This window comes from Microbacterium sp. zg-Y818, from assembly GCF_030246905.1.
Taxonomy (GTDB): domain Bacteria; phylum Actinomycetota; class Actinomycetes; order Actinomycetales; family Microbacteriaceae; genus Microbacterium.
Map to the genome: position 1 here is coordinate 1,947,572 of NZ_CP126741.1, position 18,456 is coordinate 1,966,027.

25 protein-coding genes are annotated in these 18,456 nt (G+C 70.9%); 8 read left to right on the top strand and 17 right to left on the bottom strand.

What is annotated here, in order from left to right:
* Positions 1–154: 154 nt before the first annotated feature.
* A complete protein-coding gene (locus QNO21_RS09040) occupies positions 155–1,171 on the bottom strand; it encodes a LacI family DNA-binding transcriptional regulator (RefSeq protein WP_257517638.1) in 1,017 nt (338 codons plus the stop codon).
* 179 nt (positions 1,172–1,350) lie between these two features.
* On the opposite strand from QNO21_RS09040, the gene QNO21_RS09045 reads away from it, so the two are divergent.
* From QNO21_RS09045 to QNO21_RS09055, 3 genes are read left to right on the top strand one after another with little or no spacing between them, the layout of a single operon-like run.
* Positions 1,351–1,950 carry a hypothetical protein gene (locus tag QNO21_RS09045; protein ID WP_257517639.1) on the top strand — a complete coding sequence of 200 codons (600 nt, stop codon included), beginning with the start codon at positions 1,351–1,353 and terminating at the stop codon, positions 1,948–1,950.
* Positions 1,947–2,930: a Gfo/Idh/MocA family protein gene (locus QNO21_RS09050; RefSeq protein ID WP_257517640.1), complete on the top strand. Its 984-nt coding sequence runs from the start codon at positions 1,947–1,949 to the stop codon at positions 2,928–2,930. Before QNO21_RS09045 ends, QNO21_RS09050 begins: the two co-directional genes overlap by 4 nt.
* Before the next feature lie 2 nt (positions 2,931–2,932).
* The gene (locus QNO21_RS09055; protein ID WP_257514501.1) at positions 2,933–3,802 is read left to right on the top strand and encodes an NYN domain-containing protein; all 870 of its coding nucleotides are present in this window, start codon (positions 2,933–2,935) and stop codon (positions 3,800–3,802) included.
* A gap of 40 nt (positions 3,803–3,842) precedes the next feature.
* On the opposite strand, the gene QNO21_RS09060 is transcribed toward QNO21_RS09055, so the two are convergent.
* Entirely contained in the window at positions 3,843–4,232 is a 390-nt protein-coding gene (locus QNO21_RS09060) for a DoxX family protein (protein ID WP_257517641.1), read from the bottom strand.
* A 105-nt stretch (positions 4,233–4,337) separates the two neighbouring features.
* Here QNO21_RS09060 and QNO21_RS09065 point away from each other — a divergent pair, with 105 nt between their 5' ends.
* Together QNO21_RS09065 and QNO21_RS09070 are read left to right on the top strand one after the other, a co-directional pair.
* Positions 4,338–5,597 carry a DUF4921 family protein gene (locus tag QNO21_RS09065; protein ID WP_306813166.1) on the top strand — a complete coding sequence of 420 codons (1,260 nt, stop codon included), beginning with the start codon at positions 4,338–4,340 and terminating at the stop codon, positions 5,595–5,597.
* The gene (locus tag QNO21_RS09070; RefSeq protein WP_257517643.1) at positions 5,594–6,715 is read left to right on the top strand and encodes a class I SAM-dependent methyltransferase; all 1,122 of its coding nucleotides are present in this window, start codon (positions 5,594–5,596) and stop codon (positions 6,713–6,715) included. Before QNO21_RS09065 ends, QNO21_RS09070 begins: the two co-directional genes overlap by 4 nt.
* Before the next feature lie 57 nt (positions 6,716–6,772).
* Here the strand turns inward: QNO21_RS09070 and QNO21_RS09075 are convergent, their stop codons facing one another.
* The 11 genes from QNO21_RS09075 to QNO21_RS09125 form a co-directional block, all read right to left on the bottom strand.
* Positions 6,773–7,558, bottom strand: a complete 786-nt coding sequence (locus QNO21_RS09075) for an ABC transporter ATP-binding protein (RefSeq protein ID WP_257517644.1) — start codon at positions 7,556–7,558, stop codon at positions 6,773–6,775.
* Positions 7,555–8,382, bottom strand: coding sequence for an ATP-binding cassette domain-containing protein (locus tag QNO21_RS09080; protein ID WP_257517645.1), 828 nt, complete (start codon positions 8,380–8,382; stop codon positions 7,555–7,557). Before QNO21_RS09080 ends, QNO21_RS09075 begins: the two co-directional genes overlap by 4 nt.
* Entirely contained in the window at positions 8,379–9,254 is an 876-nt protein-coding gene (locus QNO21_RS09085) for an ABC transporter permease (protein ID WP_257517646.1), read from the bottom strand. The genes QNO21_RS09080 and QNO21_RS09085 overlap by 4 nt, the downstream gene beginning before the upstream one ends.
* Positions 9,251–10,198 (bottom strand): ABC transporter permease, encoded by a 948-nt coding sequence (locus tag QNO21_RS09090; RefSeq protein ID WP_257517647.1) that lies wholly within the window; start codon positions 10,196–10,198, stop codon positions 9,251–9,253. The genes QNO21_RS09085 and QNO21_RS09090 overlap by 4 nt, the downstream gene beginning before the upstream one ends.
* Positions 10,199–10,230: 32 nt before the next feature.
* Positions 10,231–11,745: an ABC transporter substrate-binding protein gene (locus QNO21_RS09095; protein WP_257513402.1), complete on the bottom strand. Its 1,515-nt coding sequence runs from the start codon at positions 11,743–11,745 to the stop codon at positions 10,231–10,233.
* 105 nt (positions 11,746–11,850) lie between these two features.
* Positions 11,851–12,603, bottom strand: a complete 753-nt coding sequence (locus QNO21_RS09100; protein WP_257517648.1) for a DUF1684 domain-containing protein — start codon at positions 12,601–12,603, stop codon at positions 11,851–11,853.
* A 76-nt stretch (positions 12,604–12,679) separates the two neighbouring features.
* Entirely contained in the window at positions 12,680–13,447 is a 768-nt protein-coding gene (locus tag QNO21_RS09105; protein ID WP_257513404.1) for an LLM class flavin-dependent oxidoreductase, read from the bottom strand.
* 1 nt (position 13,448) lies between these two features.
* Positions 13,449–13,856 (bottom strand): DoxX-related protein, encoded by a 408-nt coding sequence (locus QNO21_RS09110; RefSeq protein WP_257517649.1) that lies wholly within the window; start codon positions 13,854–13,856, stop codon positions 13,449–13,451.
* A gap of 31 nt (positions 13,857–13,887) precedes the next feature.
* Complete coding sequence (locus QNO21_RS09115; protein ID WP_257513406.1) at positions 13,888–14,349, bottom strand: DUF3817 domain-containing protein; 462 nt, start codon at positions 14,347–14,349, stop codon at positions 13,888–13,890.
* Positions 14,350–14,358: 9 nt separating this feature from the next.
* Positions 14,359–14,793 (bottom strand): MarR family winged helix-turn-helix transcriptional regulator, encoded by a 435-nt coding sequence (locus QNO21_RS09120; protein ID WP_257513482.1) that lies wholly within the window; start codon positions 14,791–14,793, stop codon positions 14,359–14,361.
* Between the two features lie 75 nt (positions 14,794–14,868).
* Positions 14,869–15,018 (bottom strand): hypothetical protein, encoded by a 150-nt coding sequence (locus QNO21_RS09125; protein ID WP_257517650.1) that lies wholly within the window; start codon positions 15,016–15,018, stop codon positions 14,869–14,871.
* Positions 15,019–15,136: 118 nt separating this feature from the next.
* On the opposite strand from QNO21_RS09125, the gene QNO21_RS09130 reads away from it, so the two are divergent.
* A complete protein-coding gene (locus QNO21_RS09130; RefSeq protein WP_257513408.1) occupies positions 15,137–15,643 on the top strand; it encodes a hypothetical protein in 507 nt (168 codons plus the stop codon).
* Positions 15,644–15,677: 34 nt separating this feature from the next.
* Here the strand turns inward: QNO21_RS09130 and QNO21_RS09135 are convergent, their stop codons facing one another.
* Positions 15,678–16,010, bottom strand: a complete 333-nt coding sequence (locus QNO21_RS09135; RefSeq protein ID WP_257517651.1) for a DUF7882 family protein — start codon at positions 16,008–16,010, stop codon at positions 15,678–15,680.
* Between the two features lie 77 nt (positions 16,011–16,087).
* A complete protein-coding gene (locus tag QNO21_RS09140) occupies positions 16,088–16,357 on the bottom strand; it encodes a hypothetical protein (protein ID WP_257518367.1) in 270 nt (89 codons plus the stop codon).
* A gap of 152 nt (positions 16,358–16,509) precedes the next feature.
* Here QNO21_RS09140 and QNO21_RS09145 point away from each other — a divergent pair, with 152 nt between their 5' ends.
* Positions 16,510–17,175, top strand: a complete 666-nt coding sequence (locus tag QNO21_RS09145) for an SDR family oxidoreductase (protein ID WP_257517652.1) — start codon at positions 16,510–16,512, stop codon at positions 17,173–17,175.
* A gap of 9 nt (positions 17,176–17,184) precedes the next feature.
* Here the strand turns inward: QNO21_RS09145 and QNO21_RS09150 are convergent, their stop codons facing one another.
* Positions 17,185–17,475, bottom strand: coding sequence for a DUF4287 domain-containing protein (locus tag QNO21_RS09150; protein WP_257513412.1), 291 nt, complete (start codon positions 17,473–17,475; stop codon positions 17,185–17,187).
* Positions 17,476–17,485: 10 nt separating this feature from the next.
* Entirely contained in the window at positions 17,486–17,866 is a 381-nt protein-coding gene (locus tag QNO21_RS09155) for a cupin domain-containing protein (protein ID WP_257517653.1), read from the bottom strand.
* Between the two features lie 186 nt (positions 17,867–18,052).
* On the opposite strand from QNO21_RS09155, the gene QNO21_RS09160 reads away from it, so the two are divergent.
* Positions 18,053–18,424 carry a VOC family protein gene (locus QNO21_RS09160; RefSeq protein ID WP_257517654.1) on the top strand — a complete coding sequence of 124 codons (372 nt, stop codon included), beginning with the start codon at positions 18,053–18,055 and terminating at the stop codon, positions 18,422–18,424.
* Positions 18,425–18,456 lie beyond the last annotated feature (32 nt).

The following is an 18,456-nucleotide window of genomic DNA, read 5'->3' on the forward strand; positions in this document are numbered from 1 at the left end:
TCGGCGTCACTGCCAGTGCCCACGGTTCGGCTCCCTCGCCCGCATGATGTGAGTGTTCGGATTCCGGCCATGTGACCGTTCACATCGCGGAAACCATAGCAACTCTCAGCGGGTGCGTGTCAAGCCGACGCACGTTTCGGCTTGGTAACGGCCGTCAGCGGGACGGGCGGAACGCCGTCGACGCCCGCACGACCAGCTCGGGCACGATGGCGCTGGCGACCGGCGCTGCGGAGGCGGCACCGCCCAGCAGCAGGTCGACACAGCGCCGACCGAGCTCGGCGAAGTCCTGCCGCACGGTGGTCAGCGGCGGCCAGAAGTGCGCGGCATCCGGAATGTCGTCGAAGCCGACGATGCTGATGTCGCCCGGCACGTCGAGTCCCTCGTCACGTATCGCGTGCATGAGCCCGAGGGCCATCTGGTCGTTCGAGGCGAAGATGGCGGTGAAGTCGCGCACCCGCAGCAGCTCCCGTCCCGCGTAGTAACCGAACTCCGCGGTCCAGTCCCCCAGGATGGGCGCCGTCGTCGGGATGTCCGCATCACTCATCTCCTCGAGGAAACCGCGCATGCGGGCCTCGGCCTCGATCCAGTCCTGAGGACCGGCGATGTGGTAGATGTCGCGGTGCCCTCGCTCGATCAGGTGCCGGGTCGCCAGCCTCGCGCCGGCGATCTGGTCGACGGACAGCGTGTGGCCGGGGTCGAGATCGGTGGACTGCAGCGTCACGTACGGGATGTCCAGACGCTGGGCGGCGAGAGCCCGGACCACCCGCACCTGCGGCGCTATCACGACCAGACCCTCGATCGACTGCGCCATGAGGTGCGACAGCCCCGCCGGGATGGACTGCGGGTCTGCGGCTTCGATGTTGGCCGTGGAGACCCAGTACCCGCGAGCGCGGGCAGCGGCCTCGATCGCGGCGATGCTCGAGGCGGGTCCGTACTGACTGCTGGATGCGGCCAGGATGCCGATCGTCTGAGAGCGGCTGGTCACCAGCGCCCGGGCCGCGCGATTGGGGCTGTACTGCAGGTCGGCCATGACCGAGAGCACCCGCTCACGTGTCTCGGGCCGGATGCTGGGGTGGTGATTGAGCACTCGTGACACTGTCTGATGCGACACACCGGACAGGCGCGCGACATCGCGGATGCTGGGCCGTCGCCCCATCGCGTCGTCGGTCATGCCCGCCCGTCCTCGCCCGTCTTCGCCGCGCATCCGTGTGCACGGTCACATCGGTCCCGCCCATTATGCCCGGCCCGCGCGCCCGGGCCGGCGCCCTCCCCGCCCCGGCCCCGCATCGGGCCCGATGCGCCCACCGAACCCCGGGCCCGCGCGCCGCGGGCGGCGCCTAGACTGCCCGCATGTCGGATCTCGGACGCTTCCTGCCGCTGAGCAACCGTCCGCCCGCAGACGAATCCGCCGTCTCGGGAGACCGCCGCGGGCAGATCGCCGACATCGTGACCGCCGCCGCGGGTGTGATCGGTCAGTGCGCCCCCGAGAGGGCACCGTCCCTCGCCTCCGCTTTCCTGGCCACCGCCGGACTCGAGAGGGATGCCGCACCCAGCACCCCACCCGCCGACACCGGGCCCGGCACGACCCCGGCCCTCGCCACCCTCGCGACCGTCGCCGAGCGCGTGCGGGGCGGGCGACGCCGCAGCGGGCGGCACCTCGCCCGCGCGACGCGGGCCTACCTGCTGCTCGCGCGCGACGCGAAGGTCGCACCGCAGCTGAGCGCCGCCGTCACCGGCGCGGTCGCCCTCTCCGCCTCCACGACCGCCCCGTTCGCGCGCCGCGCCGCGATCGCCGGCCACACCGTTCAAGCGGTCGACCATGGCTGGCAGTTCGGACGCGGTCCGCTGCTTGCCGGCAGCGCAGTGCAGATCGTCTCGTTCCTGCTGGGCGTCACCGACGAGCCCCCGCGCCGGTCGGCGGGTGCCGCGCCGGGTACGCTCGAAGAATGACCGGTCTTCGCTGGGGAATCCTTGCCACGGGTGGTATCGCCCACGCCTTCACGAGCGACCTGCGCACTGCGGGCCTCGACGTCGCCGCTGTCGGCTCGCGCAGCGCGGCATCCGCGCAGCGCTTCGCCGACGAGTTCGGCATCGCGCGGGCTCACGGGTCGTACGCCGACCTCGCCGCCGACCCCGACGTGGACATCGTCTACATCGCCACGCCGCATCCCGCCCATGCCGAGAACGCCATCGCCATGCTCGATGCCGGCAAGCACGTGCTCGTGGAGAAGCCGTTCACGCTCACCGCAGCCGAAGCCGCCGCCGTGCGCGACGCCGCGCGCCGCAACGGGCTGCTCGCGATGGAGGCCATGTGGACGCGCTACCTGCCCCACATGGTGCGCATCCGCACGCTCATCGCCGAGGGCGCCGTCGGCGAGGTGCGCACGGTCTTCGCCGACCACACCCAGAAGATCACCGCGGATCCCTCGCATCGTCTCAATGCCCTCGAGCTCGGTGGCGGCGCACTGCTGGACCTCGGCATCTACCCCGTCTCGTTCGTGTGGGACGTACTGGGCGCACCTACATCCGTGCGCGCCGTCGCACGCCTGGCCGAGACCGGCGCCGACGCCGAGGTGGCCACCGTGATGACCCACGCCGGCGGCGCGGTCTCCAGCACGGTGTCGTCTTCGCGCGCCGCCGGCCCCAACACCGCGCACGTCGTGGGCACCGAGGGGCGCATCGACATCGACCGCACCTGGTACGCCCCGACGACGTTCCGCCTGACCGCCCCCGACGGCACCGTGCGGGAGGAGTTCGTCTCCGACATCGACGGACGCGGCATGCAGTACCAGGCCCTGGCCGCCGAACGCCTCATCGCCGAGGGACGCACCGACAGCGACGAGCTGCCCCTCGACGAGACCGTCGCGATCATGGGCACCCTCGACGACATCCGCGCGCAGATCGGTGTGCGCTACCCCCAGGAGGCATGAACATGGCTGACCCGCAGCCGGCACGCGTCGCGGTCTACCTCGACTTCGACAACATCGTCATGAGTTGGTACGACCGCGTCCACGGCCGCAACGCCTACTCCCGCGACCGCCAGAAGATCGCGGCCGACATCAACGACCCCGAAGTCGCCGAGCGCCTCGCCGCCGCGACCATCAACGTTGGCGCGATCATCGACTACGCGGCATCCTTCGGCACACTCGTGCTCACCCGCGCCTACGCCGACTGGTCCATGCCGGTCAACGCGGAGTACCGGGCGCAGCTCGTCGCCCGCGCCGTCGACCTCGTGCAGCTCTTTCCTGCGGCCGCTTACGCCAAGAACGGCGCCGACATCCGCCTGGCCGTCGACGCCGTCGAAGACATGTTCCGCCTGCCCGACCTGACCCACGTGGTCATCGTGGGCGGTGACAGCGACTACGTGCCGCTCGCCCAGCGCTGCAAGCGGCTCGGCCGCATCGTGGTGGGCGTGGGCGTGGCGGGATCGACGGCGAAGTCGCTCGCGGCGGCGTGCGACCAGTTCGACTCCTACGACTCCCTTCCCGGCGTGACCCGTCCCGAGACGCCGGAGGAGAAGAAGGATGCCGCGCCGGCGCGTGCCCGCGCACGCAAGCGCGTCGTCGACCCGTCCACCGAGCTGCTCGAGCGGGCGCTGCGACTGGAGGGCGTGCGCACCGACGACGAGTGGGTCAACGCCTCGGCGGTCAAGGACCTCATGCGCCGCATGGACCCGTCCTTCAATGAGAAGGAGCTCGGCCACAAGACGTTCACCGACTTCCTGCGCGACCACCCCAAGGTCGTCGACCTGCGCGAAGAGGGCAACACCCGGCAGGTGCGGTTCCACGCCGACGCACGCTGACGCAGACGCCCGCGCGACTGGGCTTCCGAGCGCGCGGGTGCTACCGACGCGCAGGTGACGTTGACCACAGCGCCCACGCCACGAGCAGCGGCTGGAAGAACAGCCGCGCCAGGCGCTTCGCGTCGCTGTCGAGTCCGAAGCCGTCGCGATGCTCGGTGTACTGGGCGATGTTCCCGGGGAACACCGCTGTGAAGAACGCCGCCAGCGCGACCCCGATGCGACGCCGCTCCTTCGGCAGCGCGATCAGTGCCACCCCGAAAGCCGCTTCGACCACCCCGGATGCCACGACCACGCCGTCCTTGTCGATCGGCACGACCCGCGTGGTCCAATCCGGCACCTGCGCCTGGAATTCGCGACGACCCCAGAACAGATGACTGAGTCCGGCGAAGAGCATGAACCCGGCCAGCAACCACCGCGCGACACTTCTCATGAGCGGAGTGAATCAGACCGCAGGGCGGGCCGCCGACGGGTTGACACCGGTCCTCGGTAGGCTGAGGGGGTGAGCGATGCCCTGCAGAGCCCGCCGCTGCTGCGGATGCCGGACGGCACCGTAAAGCAGGTGGGCCCCCTCACCGGCACGCGCGTGTGGACCGTGCCGGGCCGCGCCAGTCGACCCCTCTTCACGCCCCGGGCGGACGTCGCCCGGCTCGCTCCTGGACAGGAACGCCGCCTGTGCGCGTTCTGCCAGGACCGCTACCTCGACACGACGCCGGAGAAGGCGCGCCTCGTCGGTCCCGACTTCACGGAGCTGCGGCGCGTCCCCGCCAGCGCACTGTCGGACACCGTCGCGGAGTTCCGCCGCTTCGGCAACCTCTTCGAGATCGTCTCGGCGGAGTACTGGCGAGAGAACCACGGGTTCCGCCAGCCGTCCGAGGTGGTGCGGTGGGCACAGGAGTACCTCGCCGACCCCGTGGGCCACGAGCATATCCGCGGGCTCGCACAGGTGCGGGAGCAGGCCTCGGGCGTGCCCCAGAGCCTGGAGGAGGCGGCGCTGGACCTCGTCGGCGGATCGCACGACGTCGTCGTGGCACGCCGCCACGTCGTCGACGGCGCCCGCACCGATGACCAGCTCGCCTCGGCGGGACGGCTGACCCCCGACGAGCACGGCGCCTACACCGCGTTCACCGTGCGCAGCCTCAGCGACATAGCGCGGGCACAGCCCCACGCGGCGTACGTGGCGGTCTTCCAGAACTGGCTGCGGCCCGCCGGCGCATCGTTCGAGCACCTGCACAAACAGCTCGTCGCGATCGACGAGCCCGGCCCGCAATTGGACCGCGAGCTGCGCATGCTCGCCTCCGACCGCGGCCTGTACCAGCACGCCATCGTCGACATGTCTGTGCAGCACGGGCTGCTGGTGGCGGCGACCGACGGCGCCGTCGCCTTCGCGGGCGTGGGGCACCGGTACCCGGCGTTCGAGGTCTACTCCACCGCCGCGGCGAACCTGCCCCACGAGCACTCCGCAGGCGAGGTGCGCGCGGTGTCCGACCTCGTGCACGCGCTGCACGCGGCGACCGGCGAGCACGTGCCCACCAACGAGGAGTGGCACTACCGCCCGCCGGGGGCCCCGTGGCCCATGCCGTGGCGCGTCGTGCTGAAGTGGCGCATCTCCAACCCGGCCGGATTCGAAGGCGACACCAAGATCTACGTGAACACCATCGACCCGTGGCAGCTGCGTGCACGCGCCGTCGCCGAGCTGACGCGGCTGCGTGAGGCGGGAAGGCTCGCCCCCGGCATCCGCATCGGAGACGAGTGCACACCTGCTGACGTGCGCCTGCGCTACGCCGAGGACGCATGATCGACCTCGCTGCGCTGCGCCGCTGGCCCGATGTCGAAGCGGCCGGGCTGACCGCCTGCGACGCCGCCGACCGGCTGCTGCTGGATGAATCGGCCTCGACACGTGCCGGGCTGGGCGATGGCGACATCGTCGTCATCAACGACGCGTACGGTGCTCTGGCGCTGGGAGCGGCGGATGCCGGGGCCACCGGCATCCGCGTGCACCAGGACCTCATCACCGGTGAGCGGGCGCTGGCCGCCAACGCCCGCAGCTTCGGCCTCGGCGCAAACGTGCGTTCGCTGCCATTGGATGCCTCGCTCGTCGCCGGCGCCCGCCTGGTGCTGCTGCGCCTCCCCCGGTCGCTGACGGCCCTGGAGGACATCGCCGGACTCGTCGCCGCCCACGCTCACCCCGACGTCGTGGTGTTCGCCGGGGGCCGCCTCAAGCACATGACCATGGCGATGAACGACGTGCTGCGTCAGCGCTTCACCCGCCTGGATGTCACCCACGCGCGCCAGAAGTCGCGGGTGCTCATCGCCCGCGGGCCGCACGACGGCGCAGATCCCGAGCCCAGCCACGAGCAGCACGACGGCCTCACGGTCTGCGCCTACGGCGGCGTGTTCGCCGGCCCGCGCATCGACATCGGCACCCGGCTGCTGCTGGCGAACCTTCCCGACCAGGTGCCCTCCGGCGCCCCGGGCGACCTCGTGATCGACCTCGCGTGTGGCACCGGCGTCATCACGGCGGCGCTGGCCATGCGGCATCCGCATCTGCGCGTGTACGCCTGCGACGCCTCCGCCGCCGCCGTGGCGTCGGCGCGCGCGACGGCCGAGGCCAACGCGGTCTCGGCGCGGGTCACCGTCGAGCGTGACGACGCACTATCGGCGATGCCCGACGGCGTGGCGGGCATGATCGCGCTGAACCCGCCGTTCCACAGCGGCGCGGCCGTCACCGATGCCCTCGCTCCGCGGCTGTTCGCCGACGCGGCGCGGGTGCTGCGCCCCGGAGGCGAGCTGTGGTGCGTGTGGAATTCGCCGCTGCACTACCGCCCCGCCCTCGACCGCCTCGTGGGCCCGACGCGACAGGTCGCCCGCAACGCGAAGTTCACCGTCACGGTCTCCACCCGCCGCGGTCGTTGAGCGAGGACGCGCAGCGACAGAGACGAAACGAACCGCGTATCGACTCGCTGCGCTCGCTCAACGACCGGGAGAGGCCGGCAGCCGCGGCACCGACGCCAGCAGGCGCCGGGTGTACGGATGCTGCGGCTCGGTGAGCAGGCGCCCGGTCGGGCCCTCCTCGACGATCCGCCCCGACTCGAGCACCGCCATCCGCGCGCACAGTGCCGACACGATCGTGAGGTCGTGCGAGACCAGCAGCATGCCGATCCCCTGCTCCCGCGCGAGGCGCTGGAACAGCTCGATCACGTGCATGCGCACCGAGGTGTCCAGGGCGCTCACCGGCTCGTCCGCCAGGATCAGCCGCGGCTTCGGCGCCAGCGCCCGGGCGATCGCGATGCGCTGCCGCTGCCCGCCCGAGAAGGCATCGGGGTAGCGCCCGGCGGCATCCGCCGGCAGATCCACCGCCGCCAGCAGCTCGGCCACCCGCGCCGCACGCGTTGCGCGATCCCCGGCGACCCGCAGCGACCGCAGCGGCTCGGCGATCGACTCCCCCACCGTCATACGGGGATCCAGCGACGAGAACGGATCCTGGTACACCGGTTGCACTGCCTGCCGGAACCGCCGCATCGTCGCGGCCGACCGCCGGTCCAGCGGTGCGCCGTCGAAGAGCACCCGCCCGCCCGTCGGCGCCGACAGCCCGAGCAGCAGCCGCAGCAGCGAGGTCTTGCCGGCCCCCGACTCGCCCACGAGGCCCAGGCTCTCGCCCGGCGCCACCGACAGCGACACCCCGCGCAGCACCGGCTGTCCATGCCCGTAGGAGAAGCGCACGTCCTCAGCCGCCAGCAGCGGCGTCACCCCGGTCATGCGAAACCTCCGGCGCCCCGGGGCAGAAAGTCGTCGAGCCGGCGGGATGCCGCGACGAGCTGCGCCGTGTACGGGTCGCGGGGCGCGGCGAGGATCCGCGCGGTGTCGCCCAGCTCCACCTGTCGTCCGTCGCGCATCACCAGCACCCGGTCGGCGATGCCCGAGACGACGGGAAGGTCGTGGCTGATGAACACCAGCGTCATCCCGCGTTCGGTGACCTCGCGCTGCAGCAGCTCCACGATGCCCGCCTGCACGGTGACGTCCAGCGCCGTGGTGGGCTCGTCCGCGATCAGCAGCCGGGGCCCCGCGGCCAGCGCGAGCGCGATGGCGACGCGCTGACGCTGCCCACCGGAGATCTCGTGGATGTACGACCGGGCGACCCGCTCCGGCTCGCTCAGCTGAACGTCGGCGAGGGCGTCGAGCACGGCGCCCCGCAGCGCCTCGCCGCGGAGCCCCTTGTGGTGCGCGAACGGCCAGGCGAGCTGCTTGCCGACCCGCATGAGGGGGTCCAGCGACGCCAAGGGCTCCTGGAACACGGCGCCCATCGTCGTGCCGCGCACCCGGTCGAGCCGCCGCGACGGGGTGCCGATGACCTCGACGACGTCGCCGCCGGTGTCCACGCGCACCGAGCCGCGCGCGGCGAGCGGGTGCCCCAGCAGCCCCAGCACGGCCAGCGCCGTGAGGGACTTGCCCGACCCCGACTCGCCGATGATCCCGAGCCGCTCGCCCGGAGCGAGCGCGACGTCGACGGCGTGCACGAGGTCGATCGGCTCGGGGCCGTCGAGGCGCACCCCGAGGTTCTCGATCGCCAGCAGCGCGGTCATCGGATGCTCCGGGAGGTCGGGTCGGCGATGTCCCGCAGACCGTCGGCCAGCAGGTTCACACCGATGATGAGGGCCACGAGCAGAATGCCGGGCAGGATCGCAGCCGTCGGGGCGACGAGCACCGTGCTCTGCGCCTCCTGCAGCATCCGCCCCCACGACGCGTTGGGCGGCGGTGATCCGAGTCCCAGGTACGACAGCGACGCCTCGGCTCCCACAGCACCGCCGAATTGCAACGCGAGCGGCACGATGAGGGTGGGCCAGACGTTGCGCAGCACGTGCAGGCGCAGGATGCCGAGGGTTCCGGTGCCGGAGGTGCGCGCCGCGGTGACGAAGTCCATCGACATCACCCGGGTCGCCGTGATGCGCGTCAGGCGGGCGATGACGGCGGCGCCGGCGAGTCCGATCGCGAGGATCGCGGACTCCAGCGACGCCCCCCGCCACGCGACGATGAGCATGGCCAGCAGCAGGGTCGGGAAGGCGATGGCGATGTCGAGCAGACTCGAGATCGCGTCGTCCACCCAGCGGCGGGCGACGGCGGCGAGAAGACCCAGCGCGATGCCGAGCACCGCAGCGATCACGACCGACCCGAAGCCGACGGCCAGCGCCAGTCGCGCGCCGATCATCAGCTGCGTGAACAGGTCGCGGCCGAGCCGGTCGGTGCCGGCCCAGTGCTCGGCCGAGGGCGGCTGCAGGCGGCCACCGCCGGTGTCGGCGTACTCGAACGGGGTCCACACGAGCGAGACGATGCCGATGGCGGCGATGAGGCCGAAGAGCGCTCCGCCAACGGCGAGGTTGATCGACCGGCGCGCGCGGCGGCGGCCGGGCGGCACGACGGGGGCCGGCGCGGTGGTCGGGAGCATCGTGGCGCTCATGCGACGGCCTTCACCCGGCGGTTGCCCGACAGCGAATCGCGCAGGCGCGGGTCGATGATGCGCTGCAGCACGTCGGCGATGAATCCCAGCACCAGCACGAGCGCGGTGGAGAACAGCAGCACGCCCTGCACGCTGGGGAAGTCCTGCTCCTTGATGCCGACGAGCAGCATGTCGCCGAGCCCCGGCAGCGCGAACACGCGCTCGATGATGACGGCTCCCACGAAGGTCGTCGACAGCTGGATCGCGAGGATCGAGATGAGCGGCACGACGGCGTTGCGCACCCCGTGGCGCCACAGCGCCGTTGCGAAGCTCTGCCCGGTCGCTCGTGCTGCGCGCAGGTACTGCTGCCCGAGGATGTCGAGCGTCGCGCTGCGGACGTACCGGGCGAGGTCGCTGCCGGCGACGATCGCGATCGTGATCACCGGCAGGGTCAGGGCGTAGAGCGCGGCACCGGGATCCTCCCAGTCGGTGCGCGGGAACCCCCCGGCCGGGAACACCCGCCACCCGAGCGACAGGACGGCCACGAGCAGGATGCCGACCCAGAAGACCGGGATCGCGCCACCCAGCTGCGACACCGCCGAGAACGCCGTGCCGTACCAGGTGCGCGACTTCCAGGCGGCGAAGAAGCCCACCGGCACCGCGATCAGCACCGAGAGCGCGAACGACAGCAGCGTCAGCGGCAGGGTGACGTTCATGCGCCGGACGATCTCATCGCCGACGTTCAGGTGGTTGGTGAACGACTGGCCGAGGTCGAACGACAGCAGCTGCCCGACGTACGACAGGAACTGTTCCCAGATCGGCCGGTCCACCCCCAGGCGGGCGGCGGCCGCGGCGATCTCGGCATCCGTCGCCCCCACCGAGATCAGGGCGAAGACGGGGTTTCCCAGCACCCGGAGCACGACGAACAGGATCGTCACCGCCAGCGCGAACGCCAGCAGCAGCAATCCTGTCCGTCGAAGCAGGTACCGGGTGATCGCTACGCCTTCGTGATGTCGTACACGTAGAAGAGGGAGTTCAGTCCATTCTCCGGCACGCCGCTCACACCCTCCGCCGCGATGCGCAGCTGCGGGTTCAGGTAGAGCCAGACGCTCGCGGCGTCGTCGGAGATCTGCTGGTTCGCCTTCGCGATCAGCTCGGTCTGCTCCTCGACGGTGGATGCCGCCTCGGACTGAGCCAGCCACGTCTGCACGTCGGCGTTGTCGTAGCCCCAGTAGAAGTCGGGGTTGCCGTAGAAGTTGATGTCACGGTCGTTGACGTGGCCCTGCAGGGTCGCCTCGAAGTTCTTGTCCGTGTAGACCTTCTGGTACCACTCGTCGTCGGTGATGATGTTGATCTCCACCGTCACGCCGACCTTCGCCAGCTCGGACTTGAGGAACTCCGCGACTGTGGAGTGCACGCCCGAGTCGGGGGTGTCGATCGTGAAGGTGAATCCGTCGGCGTAGCCGGCGTCGGCGAGCAGCTGCTCGGCCAGGGCGGGGTCGTACGGGTTGTTGTCGGCGAGGTCGAGGTACCACGGCTCCGACGGCGGCACCATCGAGCCGATCAGCTCGCCGCGGCCGTCCCAGATGGCGTCGAGCAGCTTCTCGCGGTCGATCGCGGAGTACAGCGCCTTGCGCACGGCAGCGTCGTTGAAGGGTGCGATCCGGGTGTTCAGACCCAGCAGCTCCTTCGTCGTCGAGGTGCCCTCGATGATCTGGAAGCCGGCCGATTCGAACTCGGCGAGGCTGTCGGGGTTCGACTGGCTCGTGACGAGGTCGACGGCGCCGGTCAGCAGCGCGTTGTTCAGCGCGGTCGGGTCGGCGTAGTACTGGTACACGACGCCGCCGTTGGCGGGTGCGTCACCCCAGTAGTCGTCGTTGACCTCGAGGGTGATCGAGTCGCCCTTGCGGTAGTCGGCCAGGGCGTAGGGCCCGGTGCCGTCGGCGCTGGTGGTCAGCTCCCCCGCCTCGTCGTTGACGATCCAGACGTAGCCGAGGTTGTACGTGAAGCTGATCGACGGCTGGCTCAGCGTGACCGCGACGGTGGTGTCGTCGACGACCTCGACGGTGTCGATGACCTTCAGCTGGTTCTTGCGGGCGGCGATGGAATCCTCGCCCACGAAGCGCTCAAGGCTGTACTTGACGTCGTCGGCGGTCAGCGGGTCACCGGAGTGGAAAGCTGCGTCGGCGAGGGTGAAGGTGTACACCAGGCCGTCGTCGGACACCTCGGTCTCGGCAGCCAGGAGCGGCTCGACCTCGGCGTCGTCGGTGATGCGGAAGAGCCCTTCGTACACGTTGCCGGTGAAGACCTCGGTGACACCGGAGGAGCCGCCGAAGATCTGGTCGAGGTTCGTGGGCTCGTTCTGCGAGCCGATGACGATCTCGGCCGCGGCGTCGGGCTGGCCCGATCCCGACGACGAGGAGCCGCCGGAGGCGCAGCCGGCGAGCACGAGGAGGGCTGCGGATGCCATCGCGGGCGCGGCGAGATATCGGGTGAGGCGGCGTGAGGTCACGTCGGGTCCTTTGCTGTGGGGGGCGACGGCAAGAACTGCCGGATTGGGGGAGGTCGGTCAGAGGGGGAACCGACTCGAGAGGGGAAGGTCAGAGGGGGGAGTCGCTCAGAGGGTGAAGCCGTCGGCGAAGCGCACGCGCTTCTCCCCGGCACGCACCGCGAACGGCAGCCGGTTCTGCACCGGAGGCAGCGGACAGTTCATCTGGTTCGAGAACCCGCACGGCGGCACGGTCGCGCGGTTGAAGTCGACCGTCAGTGCGACGCTGTCGCCGGGGCGCAGGTCGCGCGATTCGGCAGGGCGGTCCAGAAACAGGAAGCGCCCGGCGCCGTACGTCTCCGTGCCGTTGGTGCGGTCGCCGAAGACGAGCTGCAGCTTGGCGGTGCCGCCGTAGACGGTGTCGAACGCGTTCAGGCGGTACTCGGTGCCGTCGACGGAGAACACCAGGTCTCCGGACACCGGCAGGCCACGGGTGGCGCCGGCATCCTTGATGTGCTCGAACGGCACGACGCGCTGCTCGTCGACAAGTTCGAAGCGTCCTTCGAGCACCCAGGCCGGGTCGTACGGGTAGCGCTCGATGTCCTCGAAGGCCTGCTGTGCAGGAGAATCCCGCCGCCAGATGCGGTAGCCCTCCTGCGGCAGCCCGGTGTCGATGTCGGTGCGCTGCAGCCGTGTGAAGATCGCGTCGTCGGGCTGGCCCACGCGGGCCGCGGCCTCGTCGACCGGGGGCTCGCCGGGAGCGGACCAGTGCGTGAGCACGAGCGAGAGGGCGCCCTGCGGGGCGGTGACGGTCTCGCGACGGGCGCGCGCCCACTGGGCGTAGGCGTCGGACGCGGTCGGAATCGTTTCAGTGCTCACCATGACAGGTAACCAAACGCGGTCACCCTTCAGAAATTCCGTTTCCGCGTGTTTCCGTGAGACAGATTGCGCGATCGGGCTATTCCGACACTGCAGCGGCGACGTGCTCGGCGAACGCGACGTACGCTTCGGGACCGTCGGCGGAGGTGACCGCCCGCAGCACGACCTCGTCCACGACGGACTCGTACGCCGCCACCGCGCTCCCGAGGTCCGCCGCGCTGTCGATGACGGTCGCGTGCGGCGCCAGCCCGAGCCGCGCGAAGTTGGCGGCGTAGCTCGGGAACCCGGCGTAGCGATCCGTCTCGGCGCGCAGCCGCGGGTCCGCAGCGGGGTCGACGGAGGCGCGCACGTACAGCGCGACGTGGGCGTTGGCCGCGTCCGCGTGGGCGGCGATCGTCTGCCGCGCGGCCGTTTCGGGGTCGAGCCAGCTCAGCAGCAGGCCGTCCGCCGTCCGCACGCCGAGCCGCCGCATGCGAGGGCCCAGCGCCCCGACGACGACACGCGCCGCGGTGGTCTCCCGCAGCGCCTCCGCGGCGCGGCCGACGGCGTCCAGCGCCCCCGCGCGCAGCTGTCCCGACCCGATGCCGAGCACCAGTCGCTCCTGCGGCAGTCCGAGTCTCGTCACCGTCGCGGCGATCTCGGGGGCCGCACGGCGGTCCACGGGAAGCACGCCGGTTGCCAGCACCAGGTGCTCGGTCACCGCGGCAGCCGCCGCCAGCACCTCGAGCGCGTCGGCGTGCGGAGTGTCGTTGACCCACAGCGCGTGGAAACCGCCCCGTTCGAGCACGGGCGCCAGCCGCGCCGCGACCTCGGGTCCTGCGGCGGCGGCGATGCCGATCGACAGCATGTCAGCTCCTCTCCTGTGGCGCGGTCGCCCACAGCGCCCACGCCACGAGCACCGGCTGCAGCAGCAGTCGCAGCAGGCGCGCCCGGTCGGTGCGCAGGCCCGGGGCAGGCCGGCGGGTGCGCCACTGGTGGACGTTCCCCGGGAACACGGCGACGAAGAATGCCGCCACGGCCACGCCGATGCGCCGTCGCTCGCGAGGCAGGGTGACCAGCGCCGTGCCCAGCAGCAGCTCGGCTGCGCCGGATGCCAGGACGATCATGTCCTTGTCGGTGCGCAGCACCCGGGTCGCCCAGTCCGGCACGGCGATGCGGAAACCGCGTCGCAGCCAGAACAGGTGCGCGAGGCCCGCCGCGGCGAGCAGGCCCGCCAGCGCCCAGCGGGCGGCGGTGCGGAGGATCGACGTCGACACGCCCCCATCCTGGCATCCGCCCGCGCTGAACTCAGCGTCCGCCGGGAGGTCCGATGATCAGCAGCACGGTGAACGCCACGATCACCGCGGCCAGCAGGGCCAGTCCGAACAGCAGCGGCCGGCGCAGCAGCGCACGCAGCAGCCGGTCGTGCCAGGCGCGTTCGCGGGGGTCGTCGGTCTCCTCCAGTCGCCACTGGCCGTTGAGTCGGCCGGTGCGGTTCAGCCACATCTCCACCGGGATCGTCGCGTACGGGATCACTGCGGAGATGACGGCCACGGCCGTGGGGCCGGGCGCCCATCGGTTGTTCTTGGCCACCAGGATCGCCGTCGCCCCGTAGGAGAGGAAGACGAACCCGTGAATACTGCCGCCGATCGTCGTGGCGATGTCCAGTCCCAGCGTGGCCCGCAGGATGAGTCCGGCGATGAGCAGCGTCCACGACACCGCCTCGGCGATCGCAAGCGTGCGGAAGAGCGTCAGCGGCGTGCGGAACATACCTTCAGGCTAGCTGAAGGAAGCTGTCTGACCGCTGAACGGATTCTCATGCAGGCCCTGCAGCGCGCCGGTCAGCGACGGCAGCTCTGCGGTGAGCTCTGCGTCCAGCGACGCCAGCAGCGCCTCGGCTGCGGCCAGAGCGCGCTGGCCCTTGGCCGTGACGCGCAGATCGGAAGCGGCACCGGCATGAGCGGTGGCGTCAGTCACCATGTCGTCGGCGGCGAGGGCACGCACCGCCGTGTGGGCGGTCTGCACGGTGATCTGGCTGCGTCGCGCCAGTTCGCTGAACGAGATGCCCGGCTCCGCGCCGATGTGCGCGAGGAGTGCGTACTTGCGGGTCGTCAGACCGACGGTCTTCAGCGCGGCACCCAGGCGCCCGTCCCAGATCGACGACACCGTGAGCAGGGAGATGACAGGACTGAAGGGAGGTCGCTCAGCGCCCATCACGTCTTCTCCCTCATTCGCACCGACACTCGATGCTATCGACGCCGCACGTCGGTTCCCGCACACCGACGCGCTTCAGTTCCCGACGATCTGGCCGTCGCCGTCCACCATGGGCGGCGCGTCCTCGGCATCCAGCGGCGCATCGACGTCGTCGGGCTCGGCAGCATCGGTCGTGTCGGGCTCCGGGCCGGGGGTGATCGGCGGCAGGGTGCGGTCGTCATCCATGCGGTCCATCAGAGCGCACGGCGGCGGGCGGATGCAACGACTTGACATGAAGCGGCCCCGCGGACGCGCCGCGTGGGGGCGTTCATCTGCCGTGCCGCGGTGACGGCATGATGGAGCGATGACCCGCCGACTGAGCGACACGACCGCCACCCTCACCGGTATCGCCCTCCTCACACTGCCCGTCCTCGCGATGGCGCTGAAGCTGGCCTCGCTGGGCTGGATGGTCTTCGCCCTCTTCGTGACCGCGCCGCTGTGGATCATCGGATACGCCCTGCAGGTCGCGGTCGCCGTCAGCGGCTACCTGAGGTCGCGCGGCGCGCTGCGCGAGGGACCGGTCGCCACCCGCGGACTGGTGTACTCCTGGGCCACGAGCATCGCCGTCGTGTTCGCCGGCCTCTTCCTCGTCGACGGCGGCACCGGGGATCTGGGTTCGACGTTCATGCTGTGGACGGGTCTGGCCGGTGACTCGGGGGCAGCTGCCGTGTCGACCGCGGTCTTCACGCTCGCCGTCTTCGTCTGGCTGGTCACCTGGGCGTGTCTCGTCGTCGAGTGGATCCTCGCGCTGGTGCGGCGCCGCCGCGCATCGCGCGCCGCCGCCTCCCCCTCCCCCGCAACCGTCGCCTGACCCGGACGGATCCGTCAGCCCCCGGCGGCCGGGGTCAACCCAGCAGGACCCGCTCGACGTCGCTATCCGACCCCTGCGGCTCGGGAACCGCATACAGGCCACGCGGCGAGTTCGCCGTCGCGGCGAGTGCGTCGATCCAGGCACGGTTGATGCGGGGCTGGCGGCTGCCGCTGAACTTGAAGGTCAACGAGGCCCCCGGATGGATCCACAGCGACGTACGGCCGCTCCCCAGGCTCGTGTCGTCCTTCCAGGTGAAGAAGAACCCCTCGGAGCGACGGAGTTTTGCACCCATCACGACCTGCAGGTGGGCCAGCAGCCGATCATCGAAGGTCGCGCTGGTCTGTGAGTTGTAGGTGAACTTCCCCATCGGGGCCTCCGGTCTGCGCGCGGCGGCGCACGAGGTCTATCTCTGTCCTAGTGAGCCGCTGCGAACGCGGCCCGCCCTCACAAGTCGAAGAACCCACCGAACGGGTCTTCGTCGTCCCCCGTGTCACGAGGGTCGAACTGCACCGTCTCCTCGGCGATGACGACCTCGGTGCGGGGTGAGACCAGCACCGCAACCGAACGGTTGCCCACCACAGTGAAGTCCACGAACCGGCCGCCTTCGCGGGAGGCGCTCTCCATTTGACGTCGGAGTTCGTTGAGATCCTCGCCCTGCGCCAGGAGATAGCCCTCCCCGTTGATCCGCACTTCGGTTCGAACCATCGTCTGCATCTCCGTCACGCGCCCCACACTACGTGACCGACCTGAGCGCGATGAAGGCCTTGCGCCCCGGCACGTCCAGCGACTAGGACGGTCGGGCCCTCACCCATCGACAAGGGCCCGCGCCGCGAAGGCCTCCGCCCCCGCGGCCTTAGCATCGGATTATGCCCCTCGCCCTTCTCACCGGCGCCGCGCGCGCGAACAGCATCGCCGCCGGTGTCGCACCGCGCCTCGTCGCCGACGGCTGGCACGTGGTCACGAGCGACCTCACGGCCGCGGACTACCCAGCGGACCTGTCTGACCCCGCCTCCCCCGCTGCCCTGATCGAAGCCGTGCGAGGCGACCACGGGCCCCTCGATGCCCTGATCCTCAGTCACGCACACGATGTCGAATCCGGCATCCTCGACACCACCGCCGACAGCTTCGACCGTCACGTCGCGGTCAACGCCCGCGCGAGCCTGCTGCTGATCGCCGCGTTCGCCCGTCAGGCACCTCCCGCCGGCGGCGCGATCGTCGCGTTCACGAGCGACCACACCACCGGCAACCTCCCCTACGGCGCCTCCAAAGGGGCCCTCGACCGCATCGTCATCTCCGCGGCCCGCGAGCTGGGTCCCCGCGGCATCTCGGCGAACGTCGTCAACCCGGGCCCGATCGACACCGGCTGGATGGACGACGAGACGCGCACCGCCCTCACCGGGATGCACCCGCTCGGGCGCATGGGCACGCCCCGCGACATCGGCGGGGTGGTCGCGTTCCTGCTGTCGCCCGAGGGCCGCTGGGTGACCGGGCAGCTGCTGCACACCGACGGCGGGTTCTCGGCCCGCTTCTGATCCGCGGCCTCAGGGATGCGGGTTCGTCGCCGCTCCGTCGAGCCACAGCATGTCGGTGGGGTCGGTGTGCGTGCCGCCGCTGCCGACGTGCTTCGCGCTGATCTGGGGCCCCTTCGTGATGACGTGGACCATCGCCATGGCGTGTCCACGGCCGACGCCGTAGTCCTCGGCGAGCCACTGCACGAGGGGAGCGGCAGGGGTCGACGAATCGAAACCCTTCTCCGCGGCGATATCCACCAGCTGGCGCGGGGTGAGCCCGGTCTTCTTCTCGACGGCGTCGAGGTACGCCTGGAAAGACATGTGCACTCCTTCAGTCGGTCAGCGAGGGGATGTCGAGGGTGCCGCGGGAATCCCACCACTCCTGGATGATCACCGGCGACGCGTGCATGCAGACGATCCGCAGCCCCGATGTGCCGCAGTTGACGAAGCGATGCCAGGTCCACAGCGGCGCGGTGACGGTGTCCCCGGCCGTCGCCCGCAAGACGCGATCGCCGATCGTCACCTCAGCCTCACCTTCCAGCACGATCCACGTCTCGGTGTACGGATGCCGGTGCAGCTCCGGGCCCTGACCGGGGTCGTTGTCGACGAAGAAGTACGACAGGCCGGCGCCGTGCTCGCGCCCGACGAACCGGCGGGTGCGGCCGCTGCCGATTCGCAGCGCCTCCGCGGGGATCGGCTGCACGTCGTCCATCGTTCCCTCCCCAGCGTCGTCGCTGCTCCAAGCGTGACACGCGCTGCCCCTCGACCCAAGACCCGATCCCCTCGGGCCCACGAACACTCCGACCACGCCCGCCAACCGAGGACACGACGTGTCCGCGTTGCCGCGTACCGTCAGCGATACAGCGATCCCGCCGGGATCCCAGGCTGAGGAAACGCCATGGACTGGAAGATCGAGCTCATTTTCGTTCCGGTGACGGACGTCGACCGCGCGAAGGAGTTCTACACGAGGATCGGCTTCACCGCCGATCACGACCAGGTCCCGTACGAGGGTCTGCGGTTCGTGCAGCTGACCCCGCCCGGGTCGGCGTGCTCGATCGCGTTCGGCACCGGGCTGGGCTCCCGGATGCGACCGGGCAGCCAGGACTCCATTCAGGTCGTCGTGCCGGATGCCGATGCCGCGCTGGCCCAGCTGCGCACTGCGGGGGTCGAGGCCCAGGGTGTCGACGAGCAGGCGTGGGGACGGTTCGTGACCTTCGATGACCCGGATGGCAACACCTGGACGCTGCAGCAGCTGCCGTTCCGCGACTGACCTCCGCGACTGCCCGCCCGCACCCTGGCCGA

What these genes read in the sequence shown, in the direction of transcription:
- QNO21_RS09150 (WP_257513412.1), bottom strand. Translation starts at nt 17,475, where the DNA reads ATGTCTTTCCAGGCGTACCTCGACGCCGTCGAGAAGAAGACCGGGCTC.
- QNO21_RS09125 (WP_257517650.1), bottom strand. Translation starts at nt 15,018, where the DNA reads ATGGATGACGACCGCACCCTGCCGCCGATCACCCCCGGCCCGGAGCCC.
- QNO21_RS09070 (WP_257517643.1), top strand. Translation starts at nt 5,594, where the DNA reads ATGATCGACCTCGCTGCGCTGCGCCGCTGGCCCGATGTCGAAGCGGCC.
- QNO21_RS09105 (WP_257513404.1), bottom strand. Translation starts at nt 13,447, where the DNA reads ATGCTGTCGATCGGCATCGCCGCCGCCGCAGGACCCGAGGTCGCGGCG.
- QNO21_RS09060 (WP_257517641.1), bottom strand. Translation starts at nt 4,232, where the DNA reads ATGAGAAGTGTCGCGCGGTGGTTGCTGGCCGGGTTCATGCTCTTCGCC.
- QNO21_RS09080 (WP_257517645.1), bottom strand. Translation starts at nt 8,382, where the DNA reads ATGACCGCGCTGCTGGCGATCGAGAACCTCGGGGTGCGCCTCGACGGC.
- QNO21_RS09045 (WP_257517639.1), top strand. Translation starts at nt 1,351, where the DNA reads ATGTCGGATCTCGGACGCTTCCTGCCGCTGAGCAACCGTCCGCCCGCA.
- QNO21_RS09075 (WP_257517644.1), bottom strand. Translation starts at nt 7,558, where the DNA reads ATGACCGGGGTGACGCCGCTGCTGGCGGCTGAGGACGTGCGCTTCTCC.
- QNO21_RS09055 (WP_257514501.1), top strand. Translation starts at nt 2,933, where the DNA reads ATGGCTGACCCGCAGCCGGCACGCGTCGCGGTCTACCTCGACTTCGAC.
- QNO21_RS09065 (WP_306813166.1), top strand. Translation starts at nt 4,338, where the DNA reads ATGCCGGACGGCACCGTAAAGCAGGTGGGCCCCCTCACCGGCACGCGC.
- QNO21_RS09145 (WP_257517652.1), top strand. Translation starts at nt 16,510, where the DNA reads ATGCCCCTCGCCCTTCTCACCGGCGCCGCGCGCGCGAACAGCATCGCC.
- QNO21_RS09085 (WP_257517646.1), bottom strand. Translation starts at nt 9,254, where the DNA reads ATGAGCGCCACGATGCTCCCGACCACCGCGCCGGCCCCCGTCGTGCCG.
- QNO21_RS09135 (WP_257517651.1), bottom strand. Translation starts at nt 16,010, where the DNA reads ATGGGGAAGTTCACCTACAACTCACAGACCAGCGCGACCTTCGATGAT.
- QNO21_RS09140 (WP_257518367.1), bottom strand. Translation starts at nt 16,357, where the DNA reads ATGCAGACGATGGTTCGAACCGAAGTGCGGATCAACGGGGAGGGCTAT.
- QNO21_RS09160 (WP_257517654.1), top strand. Translation starts at nt 18,053, where the DNA reads ATGGACTGGAAGATCGAGCTCATTTTCGTTCCGGTGACGGACGTCGAC.
- QNO21_RS09040 (WP_257517638.1), bottom strand. Translation starts at nt 1,171, where the DNA reads ATGACCGACGACGCGATGGGGCGACGGCCCAGCATCCGCGATGTCGCG.
- QNO21_RS09130 (WP_257513408.1), top strand. Translation starts at nt 15,137, where the DNA reads ATGACCCGCCGACTGAGCGACACGACCGCCACCCTCACCGGTATCGCC.
- QNO21_RS09115 (WP_257513406.1), bottom strand. Translation starts at nt 14,349, where the DNA reads ATGTTCCGCACGCCGCTGACGCTCTTCCGCACGCTTGCGATCGCCGAG.
- QNO21_RS09120 (WP_257513482.1), bottom strand. Translation starts at nt 14,793, where the DNA reads ATGGGCGCTGAGCGACCTCCCTTCAGTCCTGTCATCTCCCTGCTCACG.
- QNO21_RS09155 (WP_257517653.1), bottom strand. Translation starts at nt 17,866, where the DNA reads ATGGACGACGTGCAGCCGATCCCCGCGGAGGCGCTGCGAATCGGCAGC.
- QNO21_RS09050 (WP_257517640.1), top strand. Translation starts at nt 1,947, where the DNA reads ATGACCGGTCTTCGCTGGGGAATCCTTGCCACGGGTGGTATCGCCCAC.
- QNO21_RS09100 (WP_257517648.1), bottom strand. Translation starts at nt 12,603, where the DNA reads ATGGTGAGCACTGAAACGATTCCGACCGCGTCCGACGCCTACGCCCAG.